Here is a 22,558-nt window from a genome sequence, read left to right on the forward strand (position 1 = left end):
CGTCCGCCTCAGACGCGGAAGCGCGTGCACAGCACGTATTGCAGCGGCTTGGGATCGTCGCTCCACTCGTGATAGGAGCACACGATCGTGCCGTCCGCGACCTGGCAGACGCTGGGATAGCCGATGTGCTGATAGATGCCCGGATGGTGCCAGTTCACGCCGCCGCCGGCGATCTTGCCGGACTCCGGCGACATCCGGCTGGAGCCGGGCGTCTCGGTCGCCGTCCCGCCGGGCACGCCGCCGGAGCGGATGACGAACTCATTCTTGACGTCCCAGGTCACTCCGTCCTCGGAGATGATGCCGCGCACGCCGTAGGGCGGGCGACGATAGCCGTAGACCATCAGGTAGCGTCCGTCCTGCAGGGCGATCAGCTCGGCCGGGTAGCCCCAGATGTTGGTCCATTTCGGCGGCGTCCAGGAGAAGCCGTCATCCTCCGAGACCACCATCACCATGTTCTTGGCGTCGCTGCTCGGCTGGGTGTGGGTGCGCATGAAGCAGACCAGCCGTCCGTCCTTGAGGCGCAGCAGCGCCGGCTCCTCGTAGTCGATGATGCTGGCCGGGTCGTAGGCCAGGGTGGAGAAGTACTCCCAGTTCTCGCCGCCGTCGTCCGAGCGCATCAGCGCCGAGCGCGTCGTCTCGCCTTCGCCTTCCTCCTCATAGCCGCGGATGCGCCCGTAGAGGCCCATCAGCAGCGAGCCGTTCGGCAACTGCCAGGAGCCGAGGCGGCAGCCGCCGTGCTTGAGCGGGCGGACATTGACCGGAACCGGCTTGGTCCAGGTCTCGCCGCCGTCCGTCGACTTGAGGACATAGGTGCCCAGCCAGCCCTGCAGCTTGTAGGTCCAGGTCCAGTCGCCCCATTCGGGCGTGATCGGGTGCGACGACCAGGAGGGCTGCTCCGGCCGGACGCCGCGCTTGAAGAAGCCGGTGATGGTCAGGTTGACCAGCAGCGTGCCGTCCTCCAGCTCGCAGATGCCGCAATCCCAGTTGCCCTCGGTGGCGCTCCACGGCAGCACCACCTGCGGCTTGCTCCAGGTCCGGCCGCCGTCCCTGGAGCGGGTCATCAGCGTCTGGCCGCTGTCGTGATGGAAGGGGAAGCGTTCCTCGTTGAAGACCGCAAGGATATCGCCGTTCTTCAGCGTGCGCTGGGCGATCTGGTTCACGCAATGGGATTCATGGCGGAAGATGTCGTGATGTTCGATATCGGTGATGATGCTCATCGTCGGCTCGTCTGCTCTTGGCTCGAGTGGCGGGGAGGGGTGGCGGCGGCGGTCCGGCTCAGAGCCGGATGCCGACATTCTTGATCTGCAGGTAGTTCATGATGCCCGGCAGGCCGCGCTCGCGGCCGATGCCGCTGTCCTTGATGCCGCCGGTCGGCGCCTGCTGGCCGCCGATGAACCAGCCGTTGATCCACACGGATCCGGCTTCGATGTCCTGGGCCAGGCGCAGCGCCGTGCCGATGTCGCGGCTATAGACGCCGGCGACCAGGCCGTAGCCGAGGCCGTTGGCGAGGGCGGTCGCTTCCTCGATCGTGTCGAAGGCGAGAGCCACGGCGACGGGGCCGAAGATCTCCTCGCGCGCCGCCGCGTGGGACGGCTCGACCCGGTCGATGACGGTGGGCTCGACGAAGTAGCCGCGGTCGAGATGCTTCGGGCGGCCGCCGCCGAGCCGCAGCCGCCCGCCGTCGCGACGGGCCTGGGCGATGTAGCCGGTGACGCGCTCGTGCTGCTCGGCCGAGACCACGGGGCCGAGGTCGCAGTCGTCGAGGCCCGGTCCGAGGGTGAGGCGGGCGGCGGCCTGCGACAGGCGGTCGAGGAACTCGTCGTGGATCGCGCGGTGCAGGATCAGCCGGGAGGATGAGGAGCAGACCTGGCCGCTGTTGCCGAAGGCGCCGTCGAGCACGTCGGTGACGGCGCGGTCGAGATCGGCGTCCGGCAGGACGATCAGCGGGTTCTTGCCGCCGAGCTCCAGCACGGCCGGCTTCAGGCCGCGCGCCGCATTGGCATAGACCAGCCGGCCGGTCTCCACCGAGCCGGTGAAGGTGATGCCGCGCACCTCGGGGTGGGCGACGAGCGCCGCGCCCGCCTCCTCGCCGAGGCCGGTGACGACATTGACCACGCCCGGCGGGATGCCGACCTCGCGGCAGCAGCGGGCGAACAGCATGGCGCTGAGCGGGGACTGCTCGGCCGGCTTCACCACCACGGTGCAGCCGGCGGCGAGGGCCGGCGCCACCGAGCGCGCCAGCATGCCGAGCGGATAGTTCCAGGGGATGATGTGGGCGGTGACGCCGGCCGGCTCCAGCAGGGTGAAGTCGATCACCGAGCGGCCGAGCGGGATGGTCGAGCCTTCCAGCTTGTCGGCGGCGCCGGCGTTGTAGCGCAGCGTCGCCGCCACGCCGTCCACGTCGCCGCGCGATTCCTTCAGCGGCTTGCCGACGTCGAGCGTCTCGATCCGGGCGATCTCCTCCTTGCGGGCGAGGAGGGCATCGGCAAGGCGGAACAGGAGCCGGCCGCGCTCGGCCGGCGTGATGTCGCGCCAGGGGCCGCGCGTCGCCCGATGCGCCGCCGCGACGGCGCGGTCGACGTCGGCGGCCTCGCCGCGGGCAGCCTCGCCGAGCACGGCCTCCGTGCTCGGGTCGATCGTGGCGAAGGTGGCGCCGGAGGCGGCGGCCTCGAAGGCGTCGTCGATGAAGAGGGTGCGCGGCATGTCGAGGCTGAGCGCTGCCGGAGGGCTGGAACCTGTGGTCACTGCTTGATGCTTCCCTGGGAGATGCCTTGGATGAAGTAGCGCTGCAGGAGGAAGAACAGCAGCAGGCTGGGCACGCTGAGGATGGTGATGCCGGCCATGGCGACGCTGAAGCCCTCGAGCTGCGTGTGTGTGCCGACCACCGGGGTGAAGGCCGCGATGCCGACCGGCAGGGTCTTCATGCTTTCGTCGAAGGTGACGAGCAGCGGCCAGAGGAAGTTGTTCCAGTTCAGGGTGAACAGGATGACCGAGGCGGCGATGGCCGGCGCCCGCGCCAGCGGCAGGGCGATGAGGAAGAACAGCTTGAACGGGCCGGCGCCGTCGACGCGGGCTGCCTCCTCGATCTCGTTGGGAAAGGTCAGGAAGAACTGGCGGAAGATGTAGACGCTAAAGACGTTGCCGATGGTCGGCAGGATCAGCGCCTGGTAGCTGGAGGCCCAGCCCAGCTTGATGAAGCCGAGCAGCATCGGGATGATCGAGACCTCGGTGGGGATCATCAGCGAGGCCAGGAACAGCGCGAACAGGGCGTCCCGTCCGGGAAAGCGCAGCCGCGCCAGCGCATAGCCGGCCATGGCGCCGAACAGCACGGAGAGGGCGGTCGACGCCACGGCCTGGATCAGGCTGTTCAGGCCCCAGCGCACCACCGGGTACTCGAAGACCTTGACGTAGTTGTCGAGGGTGATCCGGCTCGGGAACCACTCGATCGACTGGGTCATCACGTCGGACGGGTACTTCAGCGAGGTCGAGACCATCCACACGAAGGGCGCGAACCACATGAAGGCAACGGCCATGCCGGCGAGCCAGATCGGCAGGTCGACGGCGGTCATCCGGCGCGCTTCCAGCCAGCGCGCGAAGCCTTGCGGCAGGAGGGTCATCAGTCGCGCTCCCTGAGCAGGAGGCGCTGCACCAGCGTCAGCACCAGGATGCCGGCGAACAGGAGGAGGGCGATGGCCGAGGCGTAACCGAACAGGTTGCGCACGATCGCGACGCTGTAGATGTAGTAGATCGGCGAGGAGGACGAGCCGCCGGGGCCGCCATTGGTCATGACGTAGACCTGGCTGAAGATGCGCAGCGTCGAGATCAGCTGCAGCGTCACCACCATCGACAGCACCGGGCGCAGCTGCGGCAGGATGATGAAGCGCAGCCGCTGCCAGCGCCCGGCGCCGTCCACCAGCGCCGCCTCGGTCAGGTCGGAGGGAATGTCCTGCAGGGCGGCGAGGAACAGCACGAAGGCCAGGCCCAGATCCCACCATACCGAGGCGATGCTGACGCCGATGATCGACCATTGCGTCGAGGTCAGCCACGGGATCGCCTCGACCCCGAGAAAGGCGAGGTAGTGGTTGACGAGGCCGTACTGGGTGTCGAGCAGCCAGACCCAGACAAGGCCGATCACCGTGGCGGAGACGACGTTGGGCGCGAAGAACAGGGTGCGGGCGAGGCCCGAGAGGGGATAGCGCTTGTTGACGAACAGCGCGAAGGCGAGGCCCAGCACCGTCACGCTCGGCACGATCAGGAGCCCGTAGAGCAGCGCGTTCTTGAAGGCCAGCGCCACCCACTGGTCGCGGAAGGCGTTGCTGAAATTGTCGAGGCCTATCCAGCGCGGCGAGCCGACGATGCTCCAGCGCGTGAAGGCGACATAGATGCCGAAGAACACCGGCAGGATGTTGAACAGGAAGAACGGCACGGTGAAGAAGGCGACGAAGACATAGCCGATCCCGTCGAGCCGCCGGGGCTCCTGGCCGGCCCGCCCGTCGGGACGGGCGGGCCGGGTTCCGTCCGGGATCGCCGCTGATGTCGCTGCCGTCGTCACCATGGTCAAACGCTGCCGAAATACTGCCGGGAGCCGGGGACGGCTCGGGTCCTGGAAGGGCGCGGTGCCCCGGGCAGGGCGCCGCCGAAGGAAGGAGAGGGGCTCAGCCCTCGTCCAGGCCGCGCTGCCACTGCTCCTGCAGCGCCGCCATCGCCTGGTCGATCGTGGTCTGGCCGGACCAGACGCCGTCCAGCGTCTTGGCCAGGAAGTTGCCGCCGCTGTAGATCGTGAAGTCCGGGCCGGCGACGACCGGGATCTCGCCCTCGGTGGCGAAGGCCATGCCCTCGACGAAGGCGCCGCGCACGGACCAGGGCGCGCCGGCGGTCTTGTAGTCCGGCCGCGCCAGGATCGACTTGCGCGGCGAGGCGCCGCGGCCGATCGTGGTCCACAGGAAGCTGTTGTCCGACAGCCACTTGACGGCGGCGAGCGTCGCCTCGTAGCGGCTCTGGTCGGCCTGGGCATAGAGCTCCAGCCCGCCGATCTCCAGATAGGTGCGCAGCGTCTCGCCGACCTTGGGGAAAAGCGAGGTCTGGAAGTTGAGCTTCTGGCCGAGATAGCCGTTCAGCGTCCAGGGGCCGGTCCAGAAGATGCCGCCCTGGCCGGTGCCGAAGGCCTTGTAGCGGTCGGTGACGTCGCGGGTGGAGACCTTGTGCTTGTCGAACAGGTCGAGCACCCATTGCATGGCCTGCTTGCCCGCCTCCGGGTTGACGCAGGCCGTCTTGAGATCGTCGCTGGCGCGCCGGAAGCCCATTTGGGCGGCGATGATGCCCCAGGTGACGGTGGGCTGCACGCCGGCGCCGGTCATCATGATGCCCGAGCGCGTCACCTTGCCGCCCTCGGTCTTGGCCATGGCGGTGGCCCACTCCATCAGGCTCTTGGCGTCATGCGGCGGCTTGGCCGGGTCGAGGCCGACCTCCTTGGCGATGTCGAGATTGATCTCGGGCTGCAGGCTCATCAGGTCCATCGGGATCATGAAGAGCTTGTTGTCGTATTTGGGGTAGCGCGAGGCGGTGATCGAGGCGGCGCTGAAGTCGGCGAGGTCGAGCCCGACCTTGCCGGCAATGTCGTCGAGCGGCACCGTCACCTCGTCGCGGGCGAGGGCGGCGGCCTTGCCGGCGGTGCCCCAGCCGAAATCGGGCGCCTTGCCGGTGGCGGCGGCGGCGAGCACCTTGGTGACGTATTGCTCCTCCGGCACCAGCTCCATGCGGATCTGCACGCCCTTGTCCTTGTGGGCGTCGTTGAAGGCTGCGATCATCTTGGCCCAGACCTCGCCGTCCGAGGCCGCCAGCCAGCTCCAGTGGACGAGCTCGATGGGACCGGCGGCGACGGCAGGGCTCGCGGCCATGAAGGGCGCGCCTGCGGCCAGCGCCGCGGCCGCGCCGGCGCCTGCCAGGACTTGGCGCCGCGATGGCCCGCGCACGGGCCCGGCTGCCGGTTCGGTGACGATCTTCATGGTTCTTCCTCCCGACTGGTGTCGTTCTGCTCGCGTTGGACCGAAGTCGTCGCGATGTCCGCTGTCCGTTCGATCGAGGCCGGCCGCCGCGCTCGGCAAGGCCATGCCGCCTGCGGGAACGCACGTTCCTGCGGGGAAAGGCCGAGGTCGGTCTCGATCGGGTCGCAATGGGCGTCACATACGCAAGCCGGACTACCCGCCGGCCTCATCCATTGGTGATGCTATAGTGGACCAGAATCCGGTTCTGACTTGATCGAAATAGACTCGTAGTTTGCGTCCGTGGACATTTCGCGGGCCTCCCCGGGGCCGCTCGTCGAAAGGCGGCGCACCTCGGGCCGATAGGCCTGGTTCTGCTGGCGACGCAGGGACGCGCGGAACTCGCGCGGCGTCATGCCGAACTGGGCGTGGAAGGCGCGCGAGAACACCGACGGGTAGGAGAAGCCGCAGGCCGTCGCCACGTCCTTGATGCCGAACTCCTCATAGAACAGCATGTTGCGCGCAGCCTGCAGGCGGATGCGCAGGTAGAGCCGCATCGGCGTCTCCTCGAAGCTGCGGCGGCATTCGCGCAGCACCGTCTTGTGCGAGACCTCCAACTGGGTGGCGATGTCTTCCAGCGACAGCGGGAAGTCGAGGTTGCGCTCCATCAGCGCCACGATCCGGTCGGCGAGGGCGCGCTTGGCCGGCCGCGGCCGGTCGTCGAGGCGCTGCGGTGCCGCGGCCGCGCGCGGCGCATAGACCAGGGCGTTGGCGACCTCGTTGGCGAGCGTCGGCGTCTTCAGCCGGCCGATCAGGTCGAGCATCATATCGAGCGTCGCCACGCCGCCGGCACATGTGATGCGCTGCCCGTCGATCATGTAGATCTGGCCGTGCACGCCGATATCGGGGAAGCGCTCCCTGAAGGTCGGCACGGCCTCCCAGTGCAGCACCACCGCGCGGCGGTCGACGAGGCCGGCCTGGGCGAGGGCGAAGGTGCCGGTGTCGATCGCCCCGATCGTCGCGCCGAAGCGGGCGGCGGTGCGCAACTGGTTCAGGAGCTTCGGGGAGTTGCGCTGCATCGGCAGGTTGCCCTCGAAGACGAGGTAGAAATCCGCCGGCGGCATGGTCTGCAGGCTGTCGTCGGCGGACATCCACAGGCCGTTGCTGGCACGCACTGGCTGGCCGTCCTCCGAGACGAAGCGCCAGCGAAACAGCTCGCGCCCGCTGTTCTGGTTGGCGATGCGCAGCGCCTCGCTGGCCAGGACCAGGGCATTGAGGGGGAATTCCGGCTGGAGGATGAGGTTGAACGAGGGGATGGCCGGGTCGGCGGGCGTGGCGGTCACGGGTCTCTCGGTCATGGCGGCAACCCTCGGGGGCGTGGCGGCAGGTGCAATGGCTCTGTCCATAAACGTCAAAATCAAGTCCGTCCTTGTCAATTCTTTTGGCGCGACGGCGTGAACTATGATCGCAGGTCAAACATTCGCGGATGCGCCCGGCTCGCCGCCGCGGCGACCGGCGCCACCGACCCGTTGACATGAAGGGACACCAGGCACGGCGGCTCGCCCGCCCGTGAACGCGCCCGGCCATGCCGGCCGGCGCGGTGCCGTCCTGCGGCCGGCGCCGGCGTACCCGCATGGGAAAGAGGATTGGACGTGCAAACCGACGTTTTGAAGAAGAAGCTCGAGGGCTGCTACGTCACGGTACCGACGCCGTTTCGCGACGTCGAGGGCTTTCCGGTCGACGAGGAGGCGCTGCGCGCCTATGTGCGCTTCCTGGTCGCCGGCGGCCTCGATGCGGAGAACGCGGTCTTCCTGGCCGGCGGCGCGGCCGGAGACTTCTCCACCATGACCTTCGACGAGCGGGTGCGCGTCGCGGAGGTGGTGATCGAGGAGGTGGCCGGCCGGGTGCCGGTAGCCATGGGAGCCCAGACCACCAGCACGCTGGAGCTGGTTCGCCTGGCCAAGGCGGCCGAGCGGCTCGGGGCGGACTTCATCCAGGTGTCCTGCCCGTTCTACTTCACCCATACCGAGGGCGACTTCGAGGCCTTCGTCCGCGCGGCGGCGGCCGCCGCGCCCAATGTCGGCATCATCGTCTACAACACGTTCTGGACCACGACGAACCTGTCCTTCGCCATGGTCGAGCGCCTGGCCGAGATCCCGAATGTCGTCGGCCTGAAATGGGCGACGCCGCGCACCGACGCCATGGAGTTCGAGAGCGTCACGGCGCGCTTCTCCCGCCGCTTCACCATCATCGACAACAATCTCTTCTTCGCCTTCAGCGCCATGCCGGCTCTCGGCGCCCGGGCCTTCGAGGTGCATCTGTGCAACTTCTGGCCGGCCTGGGGCCTGAAGCTCATGAGCGAGATCCGGGCAGAAAACTATCCGGAGGTGGCGCGCATGCTGGTCGAGGAGGCCATGCCGTTCTACAAGCTCTGGGTCGAGATCGAGCGCGATTTCACCAGCGGTGACGGCTATCTCGACAAGCTGTGCATGGAGCTGGTCGGCCTGCCGTCGAGCCGCTGCCGCCCGCCGACGCGGGACGTGCGCGAGCGCTACCGGGCCGCGACCCTGGCCATGCTGCGCGGCATCGGCGCGCCCAACCTGGTGGAGGCTTGAGACGGATCATGACGGCAGCGGCGAACATGGTCGTCCTGGCGGCGGCGGACAATGTCGGCATCGCGTTGCGGGACATCGCGGCCGGCAGCCGCGCCCACAGCCTGGCCGGCCGCGCGCTCGAGGCGTTGGAGGCGATCCCCCAGGGACACAAGATCGCGCTGCGCGACATCGATGCCGACGAGCCCGTCATCCGCTTCGGCATGCCTGTCGCGGTGGCCACGGTGCCGATCGCGGCGGGGCGCCTGGTGCATGTCCACAACGTCGCCAGCCGCTATCTCAACAATGACGAGGATCATTATGAGTGACCTCTCCCGGGCAGCGGCCCTCGGCCGGATGCGCGGCTTTCCGCGGGCGGATGGGCGCAAGGGCATCCGCAACTATCTCCTCGTCGCTTACCTCGTCGAATGCGCCCACCACGTCGCCCGCAAGATCGCGACGCCCTACGAGGAGGAGGGCGTGCAGCTCATCGGCTTTCCCGGCTGCTACCCCAGCGAATACGCCGGCCGGGTGATGGCCGACCTTGCAACGCATCCCAATGCCGGCGCCGTGCTGCTGGTGTCGCTGGGATGCGAGGAATTCCAGCGCAGCCGCCTCAAGGCGGCGATCGAGGCTTCCGGCCGGCCGGTCGAGCTGCTCACCATCCAGCAATGCGGCGGCACGGCCGCCACCGTCGCCGACGGCCGTGCCTGGATCGAGGCGCAGCTGCCGCTGCTGCGGGCCGCGCCGACCGTGCCTCTCGCGCTGTCCGACCTGGTGGTCGGCACCAAGTGCGGCGGCTCGGACGGGCTTTCCGGCGTCACCATCAACCCGGCGGTCGGCCATGCCGTCGACCTGCTGGTCGATGCCGGCGCCACGGTGATGTTCGAGGAGACTTGCGAGCTGATCGGCTGCGAGGAGCACATGGCCGGCCGCGCCGCCTCGCCGCAGCTGGCGCAGGCCCTGCGCGAGGCCGTCGCCAAGGCCGACAGCTACTACCGCGACCTCGGCCACGGCAGCTTCGGCGGCGGGAACATCAAGTACGGCCTGTCGACGCTGGAGGAGAAGTCGCTCGGCGCCTATGCCAAGAGCGGCTCGCGGCCGATCGCGGGCGTGCTGAAGCCGGGGGTCCGGCCGCCCGGGCCGGGCCTCTACCTGATGGATACCGTCAATGACGGGCCGGTGCGCTTCGGCATCCCCAACATCAACGACACCCAGACCATCACCGAGATGGTGGCGAGCGGCTGCCACCTCATCCTCTTCACCACGGGGGCGGGCTCGGTGGTCGGGCAGGCGCTGGCGCCGGTGGTCAAGGGCGTCTCGAACAGCCGCGTCTTCGCCCGCATGGCCGGAGACATGGACGTCAACGGCGGCACCATCGCCGACGGCGTCGAGACCGTTGAGGATGTCGGGCGTCACCTTCTCGACGCCGTGGTCGCTGCCGCCGGCGGTGTCCCGACCAAGTCGGAGGCGCTCGGCCACCAGGAGTTCGTCCTGTCCTACAAGACCTATGAGCCGCTCGGCCCCGGTTGCCTGCCGGTCTGAGCGGTCCGTGTGGCGGTGAGTGTCAAGAACACGAATGGGAAGGGATCGTCATGACCGGACTGGGAAGCTGGAAGAAGCGGGCGGCCGCAGCCGCCTTTGCCGCCGCGACGTTCGCGTCCATGGGCGCGGCGCAGGCCAATGACAGCGTGCGGCTGCGCCTGAACTGGATGTGGTACGGCTCGCACGCCGCCTTCGCCCTCGGCAAGGACCGGGGCTATTTCAAGGATGCCGGGATCGACCTCGACATCCGCTCGGGCAACGGCTCGGGGTCCGCCCATCGGCTGGTCGCCAACGGCGACAGCACCTTCTCCTACGGCTCCTGCGCCGGCCTGGTGAACCTGGCCGCCAAGGGCGCGCCGCTGGTCTCGGTGGCGGTGATCGACGCCATGGGTACGGAGGCTGTCATCGTGCGGCCGGATGCCGGCGTCGCCAAGATCGGCGACCTCAAGGGCAAGAAGCTGCTGACCACGGCCAATGCCGGCGTCAACACCTTCCTGCCGCTGGTGCTCAAGAATGCCGGCCTGTCCGAGGCCGATGTCGGCATCACCAACGTGCCGGACGGTGCCCTCGTCTCCAGCTATCTGCAGGGCGCGGGCGGCTCGGTCGGCATCCTCGGCGGCCTCGACGACAAACCGGCGGAGATCATCGCCAATGGCGGCGCGCCGCCGGTGACCTTCGCCTACTCGGACTTCGGCGTGAACCAGGTCGGCTACTGCATCGTCGCCTCGAAGAAGACCATCGCCGAGAATCCTGACCTGGTGAAGCGCTTCGTCGCTGCCACCATCAAGTCCTACAAGGCGGCGGAGGCGGACCCGCAGGCTGCCGTGGACGCGCTCGGCGACATCGTCGGCGGCACCATGAACGAGGAGGCCGGCAAGAAGCAGGCACTGGCGGTGCAGAAGGTCACGCTCGACGTTCTCTACTCCAAGGCCAACAAGGACAGGGTGCTGGGCCTCAATGTCCCGGGCGATTGGGCCGACATGATCGCGCTGATGAAGACCTATAACGGCCTGGAGACGACCGAGCCGGACACGGCCTTCTACACCAACGATTTCCTGCCCAGGCCCTAGCTTCGCCGCGCCCGGCCGCGGTGGCGTTCGGGCACTCTCCTGCCAGTCGGCCGGCGCGAGCCGCGCGACGGCAAGGCCCGCCATCACGACACAGGGACGACCGACGCCCCATGGGAGCGACCATCGAAATCCGCGCCTTGACCAAGACCTTCGGGGCCGGGCCGCAGGCCGTGCACGCCTTCGGCCCGGTCGAGATGACCATTCCGTCCGGCGGCTTCGTCTCGCTGCTCGGCCCGTCGGGCTGCGGCAAGTCCACGCTGATGCTGATGATCGCCGGCCTGCTCGATCCCTCCCACGGCGAGATCCGGGTCGACGGCGCCCGTGTCGCCGCCCCGCAGACCCGCATCGGCATCATGTTCCAGGAGAACACCCTGGTGCCCTGGCGCACGGTGGAGGGCAATGTGGCGCTGCAGCTGGAGCTGCGCGGCCTCGATCCCGCCGCCCATCGCGGTCGCATCCGCGACCTGCTCGCCTCGGTGCGGCTGGACGGCTTCGCCGAGCGCTACCCGCACGAGCTCTCCGGCGGCATGCAGCAGCGCGCCGCCTTCTGCCAGGCGCTGGTGCACGACCCCGACACGCTGCTCCTGGACGAGCCGCTCGGCAAGCTCGACGCCATGACCCGCGAGAGCATCCGCACCGACCTGCAGGCGCTGTGGATGAAGCGCCGACCGACCGTGGTCTTCGTCACCCATTCGATCGAGGAGGCGGTGCAGCTGTCCTCCACGGTCTGCGTGATCACGCCCCGGCCGGGACGCATCGAGCGCATGATCGACATCGACCTGCCCTGGCCGCGCGATTTCGCCACCAAGGGCAGCCCCGCCTTCACGCGCTACGTCCACGACATCCAGGGGATCTTCCGTGACTATGGCGTCCTCTAGCCCGCCTCCGCTTGCCGGCCCCCTCCCGCGCCTTGCGGCGCGGCTCGGCACGGCGCTGCTCCGGTCCTGGCCGTTCCTGCTGTTCTTCGTCGGCTTCTTCCTGGTGTGGGAATGGTCGGTCGAGCTGTTCTCGGTGCCGGCCTACATCCTGCCCAAACCGACCGAGATCGTCACCAAGGGCTGGGCGGACATCCCGCGCCTGCTGAACGACACTGCCGTCACGGGGCTGGAGACCGTGATCGGCTATGTGCTGGCAATCCTGGTGGGCGTGCCGGTCGGCCTGGCGATCGCCTTTTCGCCTCTGCTGCGGCGGACGATCTATCCTTTCTTCGTCAGTCTGGAGATGGTGCCGAAGATCGCCTTCGCGCCGCTGTTCATCTCATGGCTCGGCTTCGGCATGCTGCCCAAGGTGATCATCGTGGTGCTGGTCTGCTTCTTCCCGGTCGCCCTCAACGCCATTCACGCCTTCGGCTCCCTCAGCGACGAGCTGACCCGCTTCTGCCGCTCCACCGGCGCCGGCCCGCTGCGCACTTTCTGGAAGGTGCGCCTGCCCGCGGCGTTGCCGCAGTGCTTCGTCGGCTTCAAATATGCCGCCGTCAACGCCACCGTCGGCGCCACCATCGCCGAGTTCATCGGCAGCGACCGGGGGCTCGGCTTCTACATCCAGATCGTCACCGGCAACATGCGGCCCGACCTGGCCTTCGCCGGCATCTTCTTCCTCACCCTGCTCGGCCTCGCCCTGTTCGGCTGCGTCACGCTGGCCGAGCGCCTGCTCATCCCCTGGCACATTTCCGTCCGCCGGCATTGAGCCGGGGCCCAGTCGCAAGGACCGTCCATGTCGCAGCGTTACGCCCATCACGATCTCGAGGCCCTCGCCGGGGCGATCCTCACCGCCGCCGGCCTGCCGGCCGAGCCGGCCGCGGCGGTCGCGCGCGGCCTGGTCGAGGCGGATCTGCTCGGCCATACGACCCATGGCCTCGCCCTCATTGCCGACTATGTCGAGGAGCTCGACAACGGTACCATGGCGAAGGTCGGCCGGCCCGAGGTCGTGGCGGACCACGCCGCCGTCGCCACCTGGGACGGGCGCCGCCTGCCGGGGGTGTGGACCACGGCCCTGGCGGTCGAGGAAGCGGAGAAGCGCGCCGCCGCCTTCGGCCTCGGTGCGATCGCCGTCCTGCGCAGCCATCATATCGCCTGCCTCGCCGCCTTCCTGGAGGAGCCGGCCCGGCGCGGCAACCTGGTGCTGGTGTTCTCCTCCGATCCGAGCGACAGCCATGTCGCGCCTTTCGGCGGGCTGACGCCGGTGATGACGCCGAACCCGATCGCAGCCGGCATCCCCGCCAGGCCCGACCCGATCCTGGTCGATGTCTCGACCTCGATCACCACGGCGGCGATGTGCGGCCGCGTCCGTGCCGCCGGCGGGCGCCTGCCGGGCCGCTGGCTGCTGGACCGGGACGGTGCGGGCACCGACGACCCGGCGGTGATGCGCGAGGGCGGCTCGATCCTGCCGGTCGGCGGCGTCGACCACGGCCACAAGGGCTATGGCCTGTCGCTGATGGTCGAAGCCCTGACCCAGGGCCTCGGCGGCTATGGCCGCGCGGACGAGCCGAAGGATTGGGGCGCTTCGGTGCTGGTCCTGGTCTTGTCTCCGGCCCTGTTCGGCGGACTTGACGGCTTCCTCCGCCAGACCGGATGGCTCGCCGACGCCTGTCGCGCCGCCCGCGTGCCGGCGGGCCAGCCGCGGGTGCGGCTGCCGGGAGAGGCGGGCCTCGGCCGCAAGCGTGCCGCACTGGCGGAGGGAGTGCCCCTGCTGCCGGGCATCGTCGCCGATCTCGAACGCCTGGCGGGCCGCTTCCGCCTGCCGGCCCCGTGCCCGGTCGCAGATTGACCCCATCCCAGCGAACGCCGGAGCCTTCGTCATGACCGAGCTCAAATCCGCAACGCAGTATCATGCCCTGGCCCGCGGCCTGGCGCTGCCGTCCAAGGCCTTCATCGACGGCGATTGGCAGGCTGCAGCCGACGGCGGCGTGTTCGAGACCGTCGATCCGGCGACCGGAGCCACGCTCGGTCTCGTCGCTCATTGCCGCGCCGGCGACGTCGACCGGGCCGTCAGGGCGGCACGGCGCGCCTTCGAGGACGGCGCCTGGTCCCGCGCCGCACCGGAGGAGCGCAAGGCCGTGCTGCTGCGCCTTGCCGATCTCGTGCGGGCCAACGCCGAGGAACTGGCGGTGCTCGAGAGCCTCGACAGCGGCAAGACCGTCAAGGACTGCCTCAACGAGATCGGCCATGAGGTGCCGACCTTCTTCCAATGGTACGCGGAGCTGGCCGACAAGAGCTTCGGCAAGGTCGCGCCGACCGGCGAGAAGACGGTGGCGATGATCGTCAAGGAGCCGGTCGGCGTCGTCGGCCTGGTGCTGCCCTGGAACTTCCCGTTGCTGATGGCGGCCTGGAAGCTGGCCCCGGCCCTGGCGGCCGGCTGCTCGACGGTGCTGAAGCCGGCCGAGCAGACGCCGCTCACCGCCCTGCGCCTCGCCGAGCTCGCCGTCGAGGCCGGCCTGCCGCCCGGCGTGCTGAACGTCGTGCCGGGCCTCGGCGAGACCGCCGGGCAGGCCATCGGTCGTCACGATGACATCGACGTCGTCTCCTTCACCGGATCGACCGAGGTCGGTGCCTATTTCCTGAAATATGCCAGTGAGAGCAACCTCAAGCCCGTCGGCCTGGAGATGGGCGGCAAGAGCCCGTTCATCGTGCTTGACGATGCCGAGATCGATGATGCGCTGGTGTCGAGCGCCGTCAGTGCCGCCTTCTGGAACGGCGGCCAGAACTGCTCGGCCAACATGCGCCAGATCGTCGATGCCCGGGTGAAGGACGGCTTCCTCGACCGGGTGCTGGCGAAGACCCGGAGGCTGCGGGTCGGCGATCCGCTCGACCCGGCGACGGATCTCGGCGCCATGGTCAGCGTCGAGCACCAGCAGCGCGTCCTGTCCTATATCGAGACAGGCAGGCGGGAGGGCGCGCGGCTGCTCGCTGGCGGCGGGCCGAGCGCCGGCCTTGCCGGCAGCTTCGTCGACCCGACCGTGTTCGACGGGGTCGAGCCCGGCATGCGCGTGGCGCGCGAGGAAATCTTCGGCCCGGTGCTGGGCGTGATCGGCGTCAGCGGCCTCGAGGAGGCGCTGCGCGTTGCCCGGGACACCGACTACGGCTTGCACGCCACCGTCTTCACCCGCGACATCGACAAGGCCTTCCACCTTGCCAGGCGGCTGCCTTGCGGCACGGTGGCGATCAACGGCTTCACCGAGGGGAATGTGACGACGCCGTTCGGCGGCTATAAGCGCTCGGGTTCGTTGGCTCGCGACAACGGCACCGAAGCGGTCGACCAGTATCTGCAGACCAAGACGATCTGGGTGTCGCTGCGCTGAGCGCCGGATCCGAAGTCGGGCACCCGGAGGAAGCGGCAGTCCCGGCGGCTGGTCAGAGCAGCGCGGCCGGCCCCAGGCCGATCGCGAAAGCCGCCGCGATCGTGAGATGGGTGACGGCGATGGCGAAGCGTGCGTCGGCGAAGAGGGCGGTCGTGGCGGCGGGCCGGCTCGAGGTGGATCACTTGCCGGCAGGTTGCGCCGACGAAGCCACCGGGGCCGTGCCCGTTCGCACAGGCCGGATGCTCGCTCCGTCCCGGAGCGTCAGGCGGCCTTGGCGCCGTAAACCTCTTCCCAGGCGGCCTCGAGCATGTCGCTGGTGTTGCCGCGGATATCGGCAAGGTCGCGCGGGGTCAGGCTCTGGATTTCAGCGACCAGCCTGAGGTAGCGGCGGCGCCTGGCGAGGCGGTCATGAATGTGGGCGATGATGCTGGCAAGAAACATGATGGTGGTCCTTCAACGCGTCGCCTGCTGGCGACAATCCAACTCCTCCCTGACTGTCCAGTAGCCTCGCACGCACCCGCCGGCTTGCCTAGGGTCTTGGTTGCAGTGCAGCAAAGACGGGGCTGCATGGCTGATGGGCCCGTTTCCGGCTACCATGACCCTGACGTTGGGTTCTTCGTCGGCCACGAAGCAGCCGCGCTATTGCCTTGTTTATGAATTAGGGCTTTCGCTTGGCATGCTGGGCCGAGGTCTGGCAGGGTAGGGTCATGTCGCGTGGTTCTGGGCGCAGACGCGACGACAGAGGGATGCTTGAATGCGCTTTTGGACGGTCTTGACCTGTGCGTTCGCGGCATGTGGCTGGGCGGCCCCCGGTCCGGCCGCCGCCGCGGAGTTGCAGCCGCTCCCGGTCTTCTTTCAGCAAAGCTGGGACATGGTGAAGCAGCAGCCTCTGGCATCACTGTCGGTCGCGCCTGCCGGTGCCCTGGCCGCGAAGCCGGCGGGCGCCTCGCCGGCCGCGCCCGCTCCGCCTCACATGCCCGCGACGCGCAACATCGCGACCGTCTCCATTCCGATGCCGTCCGAAGGCGGCCAGGCGCCGGTCGTCATCCCGACGCCCGGCGATGAAGCCGACCCTGCCGCCGGCGCCGATGCAGGCCCCGACGATGCCCCGCCGCCCGTCGAGGCCAAGCCGATCGACATGGCGAAGGTCGACGTCACGGTCCCGCCGGAGCGTCCGGCCGCGGCCGATGCCGCGGCTGCCGATCCGGCGACTCCCGATGCGGGGTCGGATACGGCGTCCGCGGCGGACGGTGATCCGGTGACCCTCAAGGTGCCGAAGGACGTGCAGGTCCGCGACCGGGCGTCCTTCATGGTCGGCAACAAGCTCTACCGCCTGACGTCCATCGAAGGCCTCGGAGTCGACACGCGTTGCGCCCCCGAGAAGGGCAAGCGCTGCTACTGGCGGCCGATGCGTTCCCTCAAGCGGGCGATCGCCGGCGTCACCCTCTATTGCACGCCGGCAACCGGCGGTGCGTGGACGTGCTCGAAGAAGCAAGGCGCCTGACGCCCTAATCCTCGTTCGACAGGGACGCGAGGATGGCATCTCCCTCCGCGTCGACCCTGAGCAGCAGGCTGGCGAGGCCCGACTCCTCCACCACGACGGACGCGTCGCCCGGGGCGACCCAGCGCACCTGGCGCTCGGCCTGTTCCTTCCAGGCCGGCAGGCTACCGGTCACGTCGAGTGGATAGACCGCCACGCGAACGAGGTCGGCGCCGTCGCCGCGGCGTTTCCAGTACTGATACGAGCCGATCGGCTTCTTGCCCGGCCGGCCGGTGACCCCGGCCTCCTGCTCGGCTTCGATCCGCGCTGCCGTGAAGTCCTTGCGGCCCTTCATCGGCCAGCCCTTCGGCACCGTCCAGCGGCCGCTGTCGCGGGTGGTGATCAGGCACACTTCGAGGCGGCCGTCCCGCTCGCGCATCGGCAGGGCCGCGACCTGTCGAAGGGGCGTGGCGGCGTCCCCTCCGCGTTTCTTGCCGGTGGGAGTCCTGGGCATCTTCTGTCGCGAATCGTCCTGGGTCTGACTAGTTTGGCCGAGTATAGAAGCAGTCGCGCATGTCCGGCTGTTTGCGGTACGACCCCTGCTGCGGCAGCCTCCTTGCCGACCCGCCCGGCCGATCGTGCGGCGCGCCGTCCGGGCGCGGAAGACCGGCCTGTCGCCGCATCCCATGGCAGCCAGCGGCGAGGCACGGATGAGCGGACGGTTCCACACTCTGGCTGCGGCGGGCATCTCGGTCTCGCTCGACCTGTCCGTCGGCCATCTGCGCGGCCTGGAGGTGCGGCGCGACGGCCGCACGGCCGCGCCGCTGCATCTGGCGCCCTGGGCCGACGAGCCGCAGGCGCAGGCCGAGCCTGACACGGCGCCGAACGTGATGGCCCTCGGCGGCGACTTCCTCTGCGCTCCCTTCGGCCGCAACGATGTCGAGCCGGCGCCGCCGCACGGCTGGCCCGCCAACAGCCCCTGGAGCCTGATCGAGGAGCGCGTCCATCCCGCCGGCGGGGTGACCGGGCGCTTCGTGCTCGGCAAGCCGGTGTTCGGCGCCCGTCTCGTCAAGGAGCTGACGCTGCGCGACGGCCATCCCTTCCTCTATCAGCGCCATCTCTTCGAGGGCGGGAGCGGGGCGATCACCGCGGCGCATCACGTCAACACCCGGCTGCCCCGGGGCGGCCTGCTCAGCTTCTCGGCCAAGGCCTATGCCGAGATGCCGAGCACGGCGCTGGAGAGCGATCCGGCCCGTGGGCGCGGCGTGCTCGCCTACCCCTCGCGCAGCGAGGATCTCTCGGCCCTGCCCCTGGCGGAGGGCGGCACGGCCGACCTGCGTCGCTACCCCTTTGCCGAGCGGCACGAGGATTTCCTCATGCTGGTCGAGGCCGCGGGCAGCCCGCTGGGCTGGACGGCGGCGGTGCGCCAGGAGACGCAGGACCTCCTCCTGGTGCTGAAGGACCCGGCGCTGCTGCCGGTGACGCTTCTGTGGATGAGCAATGGCGGCCGGTTCTATCCGCCCTGGAGCAGCCGCCATGTCGCCGTGCTTGGCATCGAGGATGCACGCTGCTGGTCGGGCTACGGCCATGCCGCGTCGATCGCCGACAACCCGCTCAGCCGCTCCGGCGTGCCGACGGCCTTCGACCTGAGGCCGGACGGCGTGCTGGAGGTCCGTCAGGTCATCGGCGCCCTGCCGGTGCCGGAGGGATGGGGGCCGGTCGCCTCCGTGCAGCCCGGCGGCGCCGGCCTTCTCGTCCGCGACGAGCGTGGCGCCGAGCTCGACCTTCCCTACGATGCGGCGTTCCTGGCGGGATAGGCCCCTGCCGGATCGACGAAAATCCCCAAGCAGGTTCTCCTGAACCTGCTTGCACCGATGAATCCGAGCAGTCTCCGGTGGCGACAGCCACGGGAGACCGCTCCGGGCGATCCTCCGCCGCTGGCTTTCGGGGCAGGCTCCTACACCGCCGCCGTCATGCCGCCGTCGACATAGAGGATATGGCCGTTGACATAGTCGGAGGCGCGGCTCGACAGGAAGACGCAGGCGCCGATCAGCTCGTCGACCGTGCCCCAGCGCCCCGCCGGGGTGCGGGCCTCGACCCAGCTGCAGAAGGCCTTGTCGTTCATCAGCGCGGTGTTGAGCTCGGTCTCGATATAGCCGGGCCCGATGCCGTTGATCTGGATGTTGTGCCGGGCGAGCTCGGCGCACAGGCCGCGCGTCATCATCCGCACCGCGCCCTTGGAGGTGGAATAGGGGATGATGGTGGCGCGGCCGAGCTCGCTGCCGACCGAGCAGATGTTGACGATCTTGCCGCGCTTGCGCGCCACCATGCCGCGCACCACCGCCTGGGTGACGAAGAACACCCCGTCGACATTGATGCGCTGCACCTCCTTGTAGGTCTCGGCCGGGAAGTCGACGAAGGCGGCGCGGCGCTGGATGCCGGCATTGTTGACCAGGACGTCGATCGGCCCGACCTCGGCCTCGATGCGGGCGACCGCCGCGGCGCAGGCCTCCGGCTCGCCGACGTCGAAGGGGGCTGCGTGGACGGTGAGGCCGCCCGCTCGAAGCTCCGCCGCCGACCTGTCGAGCTTGGCCGGATCGCGGCCGTTGACGACGACCTCGGCGCCGGCCTCGCCCAGGCCCCGGGCCAGCGCCAGGCCGATTCCCTGGCTGGAACCGGTGACCAGCGCGATGCGGCCGGTGAGATCGAACAGCTTGGACATGACGTTTCCCCCTTCGTTGTTTTGTAAGACAATAAGGGGCAAATGCCCGCCGCGTCAAAGCCGGGACGCAGCCTTGACGGGCGGAATGGCAGGGTTGGGGATGAGGTCGGGGATCGGCCGGGACGCGCTCTTTCGCGGGTCACGCAAACGTCATATAGCCGCTCTAATCCGGTCGGTGCGCCATGGTCCAGATCACTCCACAGCATGCCCGGCTGCCGGGCGATCGTTTCGCGCCGGTGGCGATTCCGGGACTCGTCTGGGCCTATCGGTTTCGCGAGGGCTACGAGGCCGAGGCCTTGGACATGGCCGATGTGGCGGCGGCGCTGGCGACCGAGGACGGCTGGCTCTGGCTGCATTTCAGCCTGACCGACAAGCTCGCCCGCACCTATATCGGCGGCCTGACCCAGCTGCCCGAGCCGGCGCGCGCCCGCCTGGTGTCGAGCGAGGAGCAGCTCGGCGTCGATGCGGCGGAGAATGCGATCTTCGGCGTCTTCGCCGACTTCGAGCACGATCTCGAGCGGACGACGCCGGACGTGTCGCGACTGCGCTTCGCGCTGACCGAGCGGCTGGTGGTGTCCGGCCGGCGCCATCCCCTGCGTTCGGTGGAAGACATCCGCCAGGCCGTCGACAAGGGGCTGGCCCCGAAGGGCGCCAGCGGCCTGATCGAAGCCATCATCGACCGGTTCTGCGACGCGGTGGCCCGCCTCTCGGCCTCGATGACCGACGAGCTCGACCGCATCGAGGACCATGTGGTCGCCGACATGGTGGAGAGCGAACGCGCCCGCCTGATGCCGGTGCGCCGCACCTCGGTGCGGCTGCACCGCCAGCTCGCCTCGCTCGCCGGCGTGTTCCGCGACTGGGAGGAGCGCGAGGAGGAAGCGGACCAGGCGCTGCGCATCGATGCCGGGCGCCTTGCCTCGCGCCTCGAATCGCTCGACCAGGACATTCTCGGCGTGCAGGACCGCGCCAAGCTGCTGCAGGACGAGGTGACGGCGCGCCTCGCCGACGAGACCAACCGGTCCCTGCGGGCCCTGTCGACCATGACGGCGCTGCTGCTGCCCGGCAGCCTGATCTCCGGCATCTTCGGCATGAACGTGCACGGCCTGCCGTTCCTGGAATCGCCCGGCGGCTTCTGGATCGTCTTCGTCATGGGCGTGGCCGCGACGGCGCTGTTCTACTGGATCCTGCGGCGGATCGGGGCCGGTCTGCGGCTCTGATCCGGCGGCGCTTCGGCAGAGCCCCGGTCAGGCCGCGGCCAGCCCGGCAGCCGCCACCTCCGCCAGCAGCCAGTCGCGGAACAGCCGGATCTTCGGCACGTTGCGGCGGGCCTCCGGATAGACCAGCCAGTAGTGGCAGCCATCGTCCTGTACCAGATCGAAGGGCTGCACCAGGCGTCCGGCCGCAAGGTCCGCGGCGAAGAAGGCCGGTGTCAGGATGGCGACGCCCTGGCCGGCGATGGCGGCGCTGCCCTCGAGCTGCTGCGAGCCGAGCTGCAGGTCCGGCTGGCAGTCCAGCCTCGCGTCGGGCACCCCGGCGGCGGCGAACCAGAGGCTCCACCACGGGTCGCTGGCGCCGATGATCGGCAACTGGAGGAGGTCGGCCGGGGAGGCGAGGCCGCCCGAGCGCCCGAGCAGATCCGGGCTGAGCATGGGCGTGAACCGGGCGCGCAGCAGCGCGTGCGTGGCGAGGCCCGGCCAGCTTCCGTCGCCGGTACGGATGGCGAGATCGAACTCCTCGCGGCTGAAATCGATAAGCCTGTGTGATGTGTCGAGACGCACCGCCAGGCGTGGATGGGCGAACTGGAAGGCGCCGAGCCGCGGCACCAGCCAGTTGGTGGCGAAGGTCGTCACCGCCGTGATGCTCAGCACGCCCGCGGAGGCTTCGCGCGCTGCCGAGAAGGCGCCGCGCAGCAGGTCGAAGGCCTCGCTGGTCGGCTGGGCCAGCCGCTTGCCGGCTTCGGACAGGGCGATCCTGCGCGGCAGCCGCAGGAACAGCGACGCTCCGACCCGTTCCTCCAGCAGCTTGATCTGGTAGCTGACGGCTGCCTGGGTCATGCCGAGCTCCGCCGCCGCCCGGGTGAAGCTGAGGTGGCGGGCCGCGGCCTCGAAGGCGCGAACCGCGGACAGGGGAGGGAGGTCGGTGCTCATGCATCAGTCCAGCTTATGGATGATGCTCGACATTCGATTGGAAGGCAAGCCGGACCCGGCGCATCGTGTCACGACATCCAAGCCTCTTCGGATCGAGACCATGACCGACACGACCTGCCCTTCGACGCCTGCGCCGAGCCTCCGGGCCTGGTGGAACCGGCTCGCCGGGATCGGCGCCGCCCTCCGGCGGCGCGGCGCGGTGAACCATATCGACCTCGACACCGCGCCGGCCGATCTCCTGCGCGACATCGGCCTCTGCGACGGCCGCGGTCCATCCCTGCGCCGGCCGGAGCGGTTGGGCTGAGCGGTGCATCATCGCACATCGGATCGCGGTTCGCCGGCGCATGCTCGCCTCATGGACCAGATGATCCGGGAGGCGGCGATGCTGATCGCAACCAATGAAGGGCAGGGCTGGCGCTACGAGGTGATCGCGGGGACGGACGGCTTCCTCGTCCAGGCACGCGATCTCGACACCGGCGAGATCTCTGCCGAGGACACCACCCTGTTCCGCAGCGCCTCGACCGCCCTGGCCTTTGCCGGCATGGCCGCCGCCGCCGACCGCTTCGCCGCGGCGCGACTCGCCGACGAGGCCGACGAGGAGATGGCCGAGGACTTCGCCCGGGAGTGCGACCGTTTCTCCGCCATCCGCCTGCTGCTTTCCGACGACGGCATCAGCCCCGATGCCCTGTACCAGCCGCCGGAGCGGCCCGCCTTCCTGCATTGAC

General features: G+C 69.4%; 23 protein-coding genes. 13 read left to right on the plus strand and 10 right to left on the minus strand.

Features of this window, described 5'->3' with window-relative positions:
* Positions 1-8 precede the first annotated feature (8 nt).
* The 6 genes from AC27L4_RS24845 to AC27L4_RS24870 form a co-directional block, all read right to left on the minus strand.
* Complete coding sequence (locus AC27L4_RS24845) at positions 9-1,217, minus strand: sialidase family protein (protein ID WP_487145181.1); 1,209 nt, start codon at positions 1,215-1,217, stop codon at positions 9-11.
* Positions 1,218-1,275: 58 nt separating this feature from the next.
* Positions 1,276-2,745: an aldehyde dehydrogenase family protein gene (locus AC27L4_RS24850; protein WP_487145182.1), complete on the minus strand. Its 1,470-nt coding sequence runs from the start codon at positions 2,743-2,745 to the stop codon at positions 1,276-1,278.
* On the minus strand, positions 2,742-3,617 hold the full coding sequence (locus AC27L4_RS24855; protein WP_487145183.1) for a carbohydrate ABC transporter permease: 876 nt from the start codon (positions 3,615-3,617) through the stop codon (positions 2,742-2,744). Before AC27L4_RS24855 ends, AC27L4_RS24850 begins: the two co-directional genes overlap by 4 nt.
* Positions 3,617-4,555 carry a carbohydrate ABC transporter permease gene (locus AC27L4_RS24860; protein WP_487145184.1) on the minus strand — a complete coding sequence of 313 codons (939 nt, stop codon included), beginning with the start codon at positions 4,553-4,555 and terminating at the stop codon, positions 3,617-3,619. Before AC27L4_RS24860 ends, AC27L4_RS24855 begins: the two co-directional genes overlap by 1 nt.
* A gap of 100 nt (positions 4,556-4,655) precedes the next feature.
* A complete protein-coding gene (locus AC27L4_RS24865) occupies positions 4,656-6,005 on the minus strand; it encodes an extracellular solute-binding protein (protein ID WP_487145185.1) in 1,350 nt (449 codons plus the stop codon).
* Positions 6,006-6,226: 221 nt separating this feature from the next.
* Entirely contained in the window at positions 6,227-7,339 is a 1,113-nt protein-coding gene (locus AC27L4_RS24870; RefSeq protein ID WP_487145186.1) for a GlxA family transcriptional regulator, read from the minus strand.
* A gap of 294 nt (positions 7,340-7,633) precedes the next feature.
* On the opposite strand from AC27L4_RS24870, the gene AC27L4_RS24875 reads away from it, so the two are divergent.
* From AC27L4_RS24875 to AC27L4_RS24910, 8 genes are all read left to right on the plus strand, one after another.
* On the plus strand, positions 7,634-8,596 hold the full coding sequence (locus AC27L4_RS24875) for a dihydrodipicolinate synthase family protein (RefSeq protein ID WP_487145187.1): 963 nt from the start codon (positions 7,634-7,636) through the stop codon (positions 8,594-8,596).
* 8 nt (positions 8,597-8,604) lie between these two features.
* On the plus strand, positions 8,605-8,901 hold the full coding sequence (locus AC27L4_RS24880; protein WP_487145188.1) for a UxaA family hydrolase: 297 nt from the start codon (positions 8,605-8,607) through the stop codon (positions 8,899-8,901).
* Positions 8,894-10,117, plus strand: coding sequence for a UxaA family hydrolase (locus AC27L4_RS24885; RefSeq protein ID WP_487145189.1), 1,224 nt, complete (start codon positions 8,894-8,896; stop codon positions 10,115-10,117). The genes AC27L4_RS24880 and AC27L4_RS24885 overlap by 8 nt, the downstream gene beginning before the upstream one ends.
* 50 nt (positions 10,118-10,167) lie before the next feature.
* Complete coding sequence (locus AC27L4_RS24890; protein WP_487145190.1) at positions 10,168-11,187, plus strand: ABC transporter substrate-binding protein; 1,020 nt, start codon at positions 10,168-10,170, stop codon at positions 11,185-11,187.
* Between the two features lie 110 nt (positions 11,188-11,297).
* Positions 11,298-12,065 (plus strand): ABC transporter ATP-binding protein, encoded by a 768-nt coding sequence (locus tag AC27L4_RS24895; protein WP_487145191.1) that lies wholly within the window; start codon positions 11,298-11,300, stop codon positions 12,063-12,065.
* Positions 12,052-12,873 carry an ABC transporter permease gene (locus AC27L4_RS24900; RefSeq protein WP_487145192.1) on the plus strand — a complete coding sequence of 274 codons (822 nt, stop codon included), beginning with the start codon at positions 12,052-12,054 and terminating at the stop codon, positions 12,871-12,873. Before AC27L4_RS24895 ends, AC27L4_RS24900 begins: the two co-directional genes overlap by 14 nt.
* Before the next feature lie 27 nt (positions 12,874-12,900).
* Complete coding sequence (locus AC27L4_RS24905) at positions 12,901-13,953, plus strand: Ldh family oxidoreductase (protein WP_487145193.1); 1,053 nt, start codon at positions 12,901-12,903, stop codon at positions 13,951-13,953.
* A 31-nt stretch (positions 13,954-13,984) separates the two neighbouring features.
* Entirely contained in the window at positions 13,985-15,484 is a 1,500-nt protein-coding gene (locus tag AC27L4_RS24910) for an aldehyde dehydrogenase (RefSeq protein ID WP_487145194.1), read from the plus strand.
* Between the two features lie 261 nt (positions 15,485-15,745).
* On the opposite strand, the gene AC27L4_RS24915 is transcribed toward AC27L4_RS24910, so the two are convergent.
* Positions 15,746-15,925 (minus strand): YjiS-like domain-containing protein, encoded by a 180-nt coding sequence (locus AC27L4_RS24915; RefSeq protein WP_487145195.1) that lies wholly within the window; start codon positions 15,923-15,925, stop codon positions 15,746-15,748.
* A gap of 430 nt (positions 15,926-16,355) precedes the next feature.
* Between AC27L4_RS24915 and AC27L4_RS24920 the strand changes: the two genes are divergently transcribed.
* Positions 16,356-16,988 (plus strand): hypothetical protein, encoded by a 633-nt coding sequence (locus AC27L4_RS24920; RefSeq protein WP_487145196.1) that lies wholly within the window; start codon positions 16,356-16,358, stop codon positions 16,986-16,988.
* 4 nt (positions 16,989-16,992) lie between these two features.
* Here AC27L4_RS24920 and AC27L4_RS24925 read toward each other — a convergent pair whose 3' ends face one another.
* Positions 16,993-17,478, minus strand: coding sequence for an NUDIX hydrolase (locus tag AC27L4_RS24925; protein ID WP_487145197.1), 486 nt, complete (start codon positions 17,476-17,478; stop codon positions 16,993-16,995).
* Between the two features lie 196 nt (positions 17,479-17,674).
* On the opposite strand from AC27L4_RS24925, the gene AC27L4_RS24930 reads away from it, so the two are divergent.
* Entirely contained in the window at positions 17,675-18,781 is a 1,107-nt protein-coding gene (locus AC27L4_RS24930) for a hypothetical protein (RefSeq protein WP_487145198.1), read from the plus strand.
* Between the two features lie 140 nt (positions 18,782-18,921).
* Here AC27L4_RS24930 and AC27L4_RS24935 read toward each other — a convergent pair whose 3' ends face one another.
* Positions 18,922-19,686 carry an SDR family NAD(P)-dependent oxidoreductase gene (locus AC27L4_RS24935; protein WP_487145199.1) on the minus strand — a complete coding sequence of 255 codons (765 nt, stop codon included), beginning with the start codon at positions 19,684-19,686 and terminating at the stop codon, positions 18,922-18,924.
* A gap of 182 nt (positions 19,687-19,868) precedes the next feature.
* On the opposite strand from AC27L4_RS24935, the gene AC27L4_RS24940 reads away from it, so the two are divergent.
* Positions 19,869-20,903 (plus strand): transporter, encoded by a 1,035-nt coding sequence (locus AC27L4_RS24940; RefSeq protein WP_487145200.1) that lies wholly within the window; start codon positions 19,869-19,871, stop codon positions 20,901-20,903.
* A 27-nt stretch (positions 20,904-20,930) separates the two neighbouring features.
* On the opposite strand, the gene gcvA is transcribed toward AC27L4_RS24940, so the two are convergent.
* Positions 20,931-21,833: a transcriptional regulator GcvA gene (gene gcvA, locus AC27L4_RS24945; protein ID WP_487145201.1), complete on the minus strand. Its 903-nt coding sequence runs from the start codon at positions 21,831-21,833 to the stop codon at positions 20,931-20,933.
* A gap of 100 nt (positions 21,834-21,933) precedes the next feature.
* Between gcvA and AC27L4_RS24950 the strand changes: the two genes are divergently transcribed.
* Both AC27L4_RS24950 and AC27L4_RS24955 read left to right on the plus strand, forming a co-directional pair.
* Positions 21,934-22,137 carry a hypothetical protein gene (locus AC27L4_RS24950; RefSeq protein WP_487145202.1) on the plus strand — a complete coding sequence of 68 codons (204 nt, stop codon included), beginning with the start codon at positions 21,934-21,936 and terminating at the stop codon, positions 22,135-22,137.
* Positions 22,138-22,188: 51 nt separating this feature from the next.
* The gene (locus tag AC27L4_RS24955) at positions 22,189-22,557 is read left to right on the plus strand and encodes a hypothetical protein (protein ID WP_487145203.1); all 369 of its coding nucleotides are present in this window, start codon (positions 22,189-22,191) and stop codon (positions 22,555-22,557) included.
* The last annotated feature ends 1 nt before the right edge of the window (position 22,558 follow it).

The sequence above is a fragment of the Labrys sp. Lb11 genome (assembly GCF_057554225.1).

What these genes read in the sequence shown, in the direction of transcription:
- AC27L4_RS24890 (WP_487145190.1), top strand. Translation starts at nt 10,168, where the DNA reads ATGACCGGACTGGGAAGCTGGAAGAAGCGGGCGGCCGCAGCCGCCTTT.
- AC27L4_RS24865 (WP_487145185.1), bottom strand. Translation starts at nt 6,005, where the DNA reads ATGAAGATCGTCACCGAACCGGCAGCCGGGCCCGTGCGCGGGCCATCG.
- AC27L4_RS24955 (WP_487145203.1), top strand. Translation starts at nt 22,189, where the DNA reads ATGGACCAGATGATCCGGGAGGCGGCGATGCTGATCGCAACCAATGAA.
- AC27L4_RS24900 (WP_487145192.1), top strand. Translation starts at nt 12,052, where the DNA reads ATGGCGTCCTCTAGCCCGCCTCCGCTTGCCGGCCCCCTCCCGCGCCTT.
- AC27L4_RS24895 (WP_487145191.1), top strand. Translation starts at nt 11,298, where the DNA reads ATGGGAGCGACCATCGAAATCCGCGCCTTGACCAAGACCTTCGGGGCC.
- AC27L4_RS24885 (WP_487145189.1), top strand. Translation starts at nt 8,894, where the DNA reads ATGAGTGACCTCTCCCGGGCAGCGGCCCTCGGCCGGATGCGCGGCTTT.
- AC27L4_RS24870 (WP_487145186.1), bottom strand. Translation starts at nt 7,339, where the DNA reads ATGACCGAGAGACCCGTGACCGCCACGCCCGCCGACCCGGCCATCCCC.
- AC27L4_RS24915 (WP_487145195.1), bottom strand. Translation starts at nt 15,925, where the DNA reads ATGTTTCTTGCCAGCATCATCGCCCACATTCATGACCGCCTCGCCAGG.
- AC27L4_RS24910 (WP_487145194.1), top strand. Translation starts at nt 13,985, where the DNA reads ATGACCGAGCTCAAATCCGCAACGCAGTATCATGCCCTGGCCCGCGGC.
- AC27L4_RS24880 (WP_487145188.1), top strand. Translation starts at nt 8,605, where the DNA reads ATGACGGCAGCGGCGAACATGGTCGTCCTGGCGGCGGCGGACAATGTC.
- AC27L4_RS24935 (WP_487145199.1), bottom strand. Translation starts at nt 19,686, where the DNA reads ATGTCCAAGCTGTTCGATCTCACCGGCCGCATCGCGCTGGTCACCGGT.
- AC27L4_RS24940 (WP_487145200.1), top strand. Translation starts at nt 19,869, where the DNA reads ATGGTCCAGATCACTCCACAGCATGCCCGGCTGCCGGGCGATCGTTTC.
- AC27L4_RS24855 (WP_487145183.1), bottom strand. Translation starts at nt 3,617, where the DNA reads ATGACCCTCCTGCCGCAAGGCTTCGCGCGCTGGCTGGAAGCGCGCCGG.
- AC27L4_RS24925 (WP_487145197.1), bottom strand. Translation starts at nt 17,478, where the DNA reads ATGCCCAGGACTCCCACCGGCAAGAAACGCGGAGGGGACGCCGCCACG.
- gcvA (WP_487145201.1), bottom strand. Translation starts at nt 21,833, where the DNA reads ATGAGCACCGACCTCCCTCCCCTGTCCGCGGTTCGCGCCTTCGAGGCC.
- AC27L4_RS24920 (WP_487145196.1), top strand. Translation starts at nt 16,356, where the DNA reads ATGGTGAAGCAGCAGCCTCTGGCATCACTGTCGGTCGCGCCTGCCGGT.
- AC27L4_RS24845 (WP_487145181.1), bottom strand. Translation starts at nt 1,217, where the DNA reads ATGAGCATCATCACCGATATCGAACATCACGACATCTTCCGCCATGAA.
- AC27L4_RS24950 (WP_487145202.1), top strand. Translation starts at nt 21,934, where the DNA reads ATGACCGACACGACCTGCCCTTCGACGCCTGCGCCGAGCCTCCGGGCC.
- AC27L4_RS24905 (WP_487145193.1), top strand. Translation starts at nt 12,901, where the DNA reads ATGTCGCAGCGTTACGCCCATCACGATCTCGAGGCCCTCGCCGGGGCG.
- AC27L4_RS24930 (WP_487145198.1), top strand. Translation starts at nt 17,675, where the DNA reads ATGAGCGGACGGTTCCACACTCTGGCTGCGGCGGGCATCTCGGTCTCG.
- AC27L4_RS24860 (WP_487145184.1), bottom strand. Translation starts at nt 4,555, where the DNA reads ATGGTGACGACGGCAGCGACATCAGCGGCGATCCCGGACGGAACCCGG.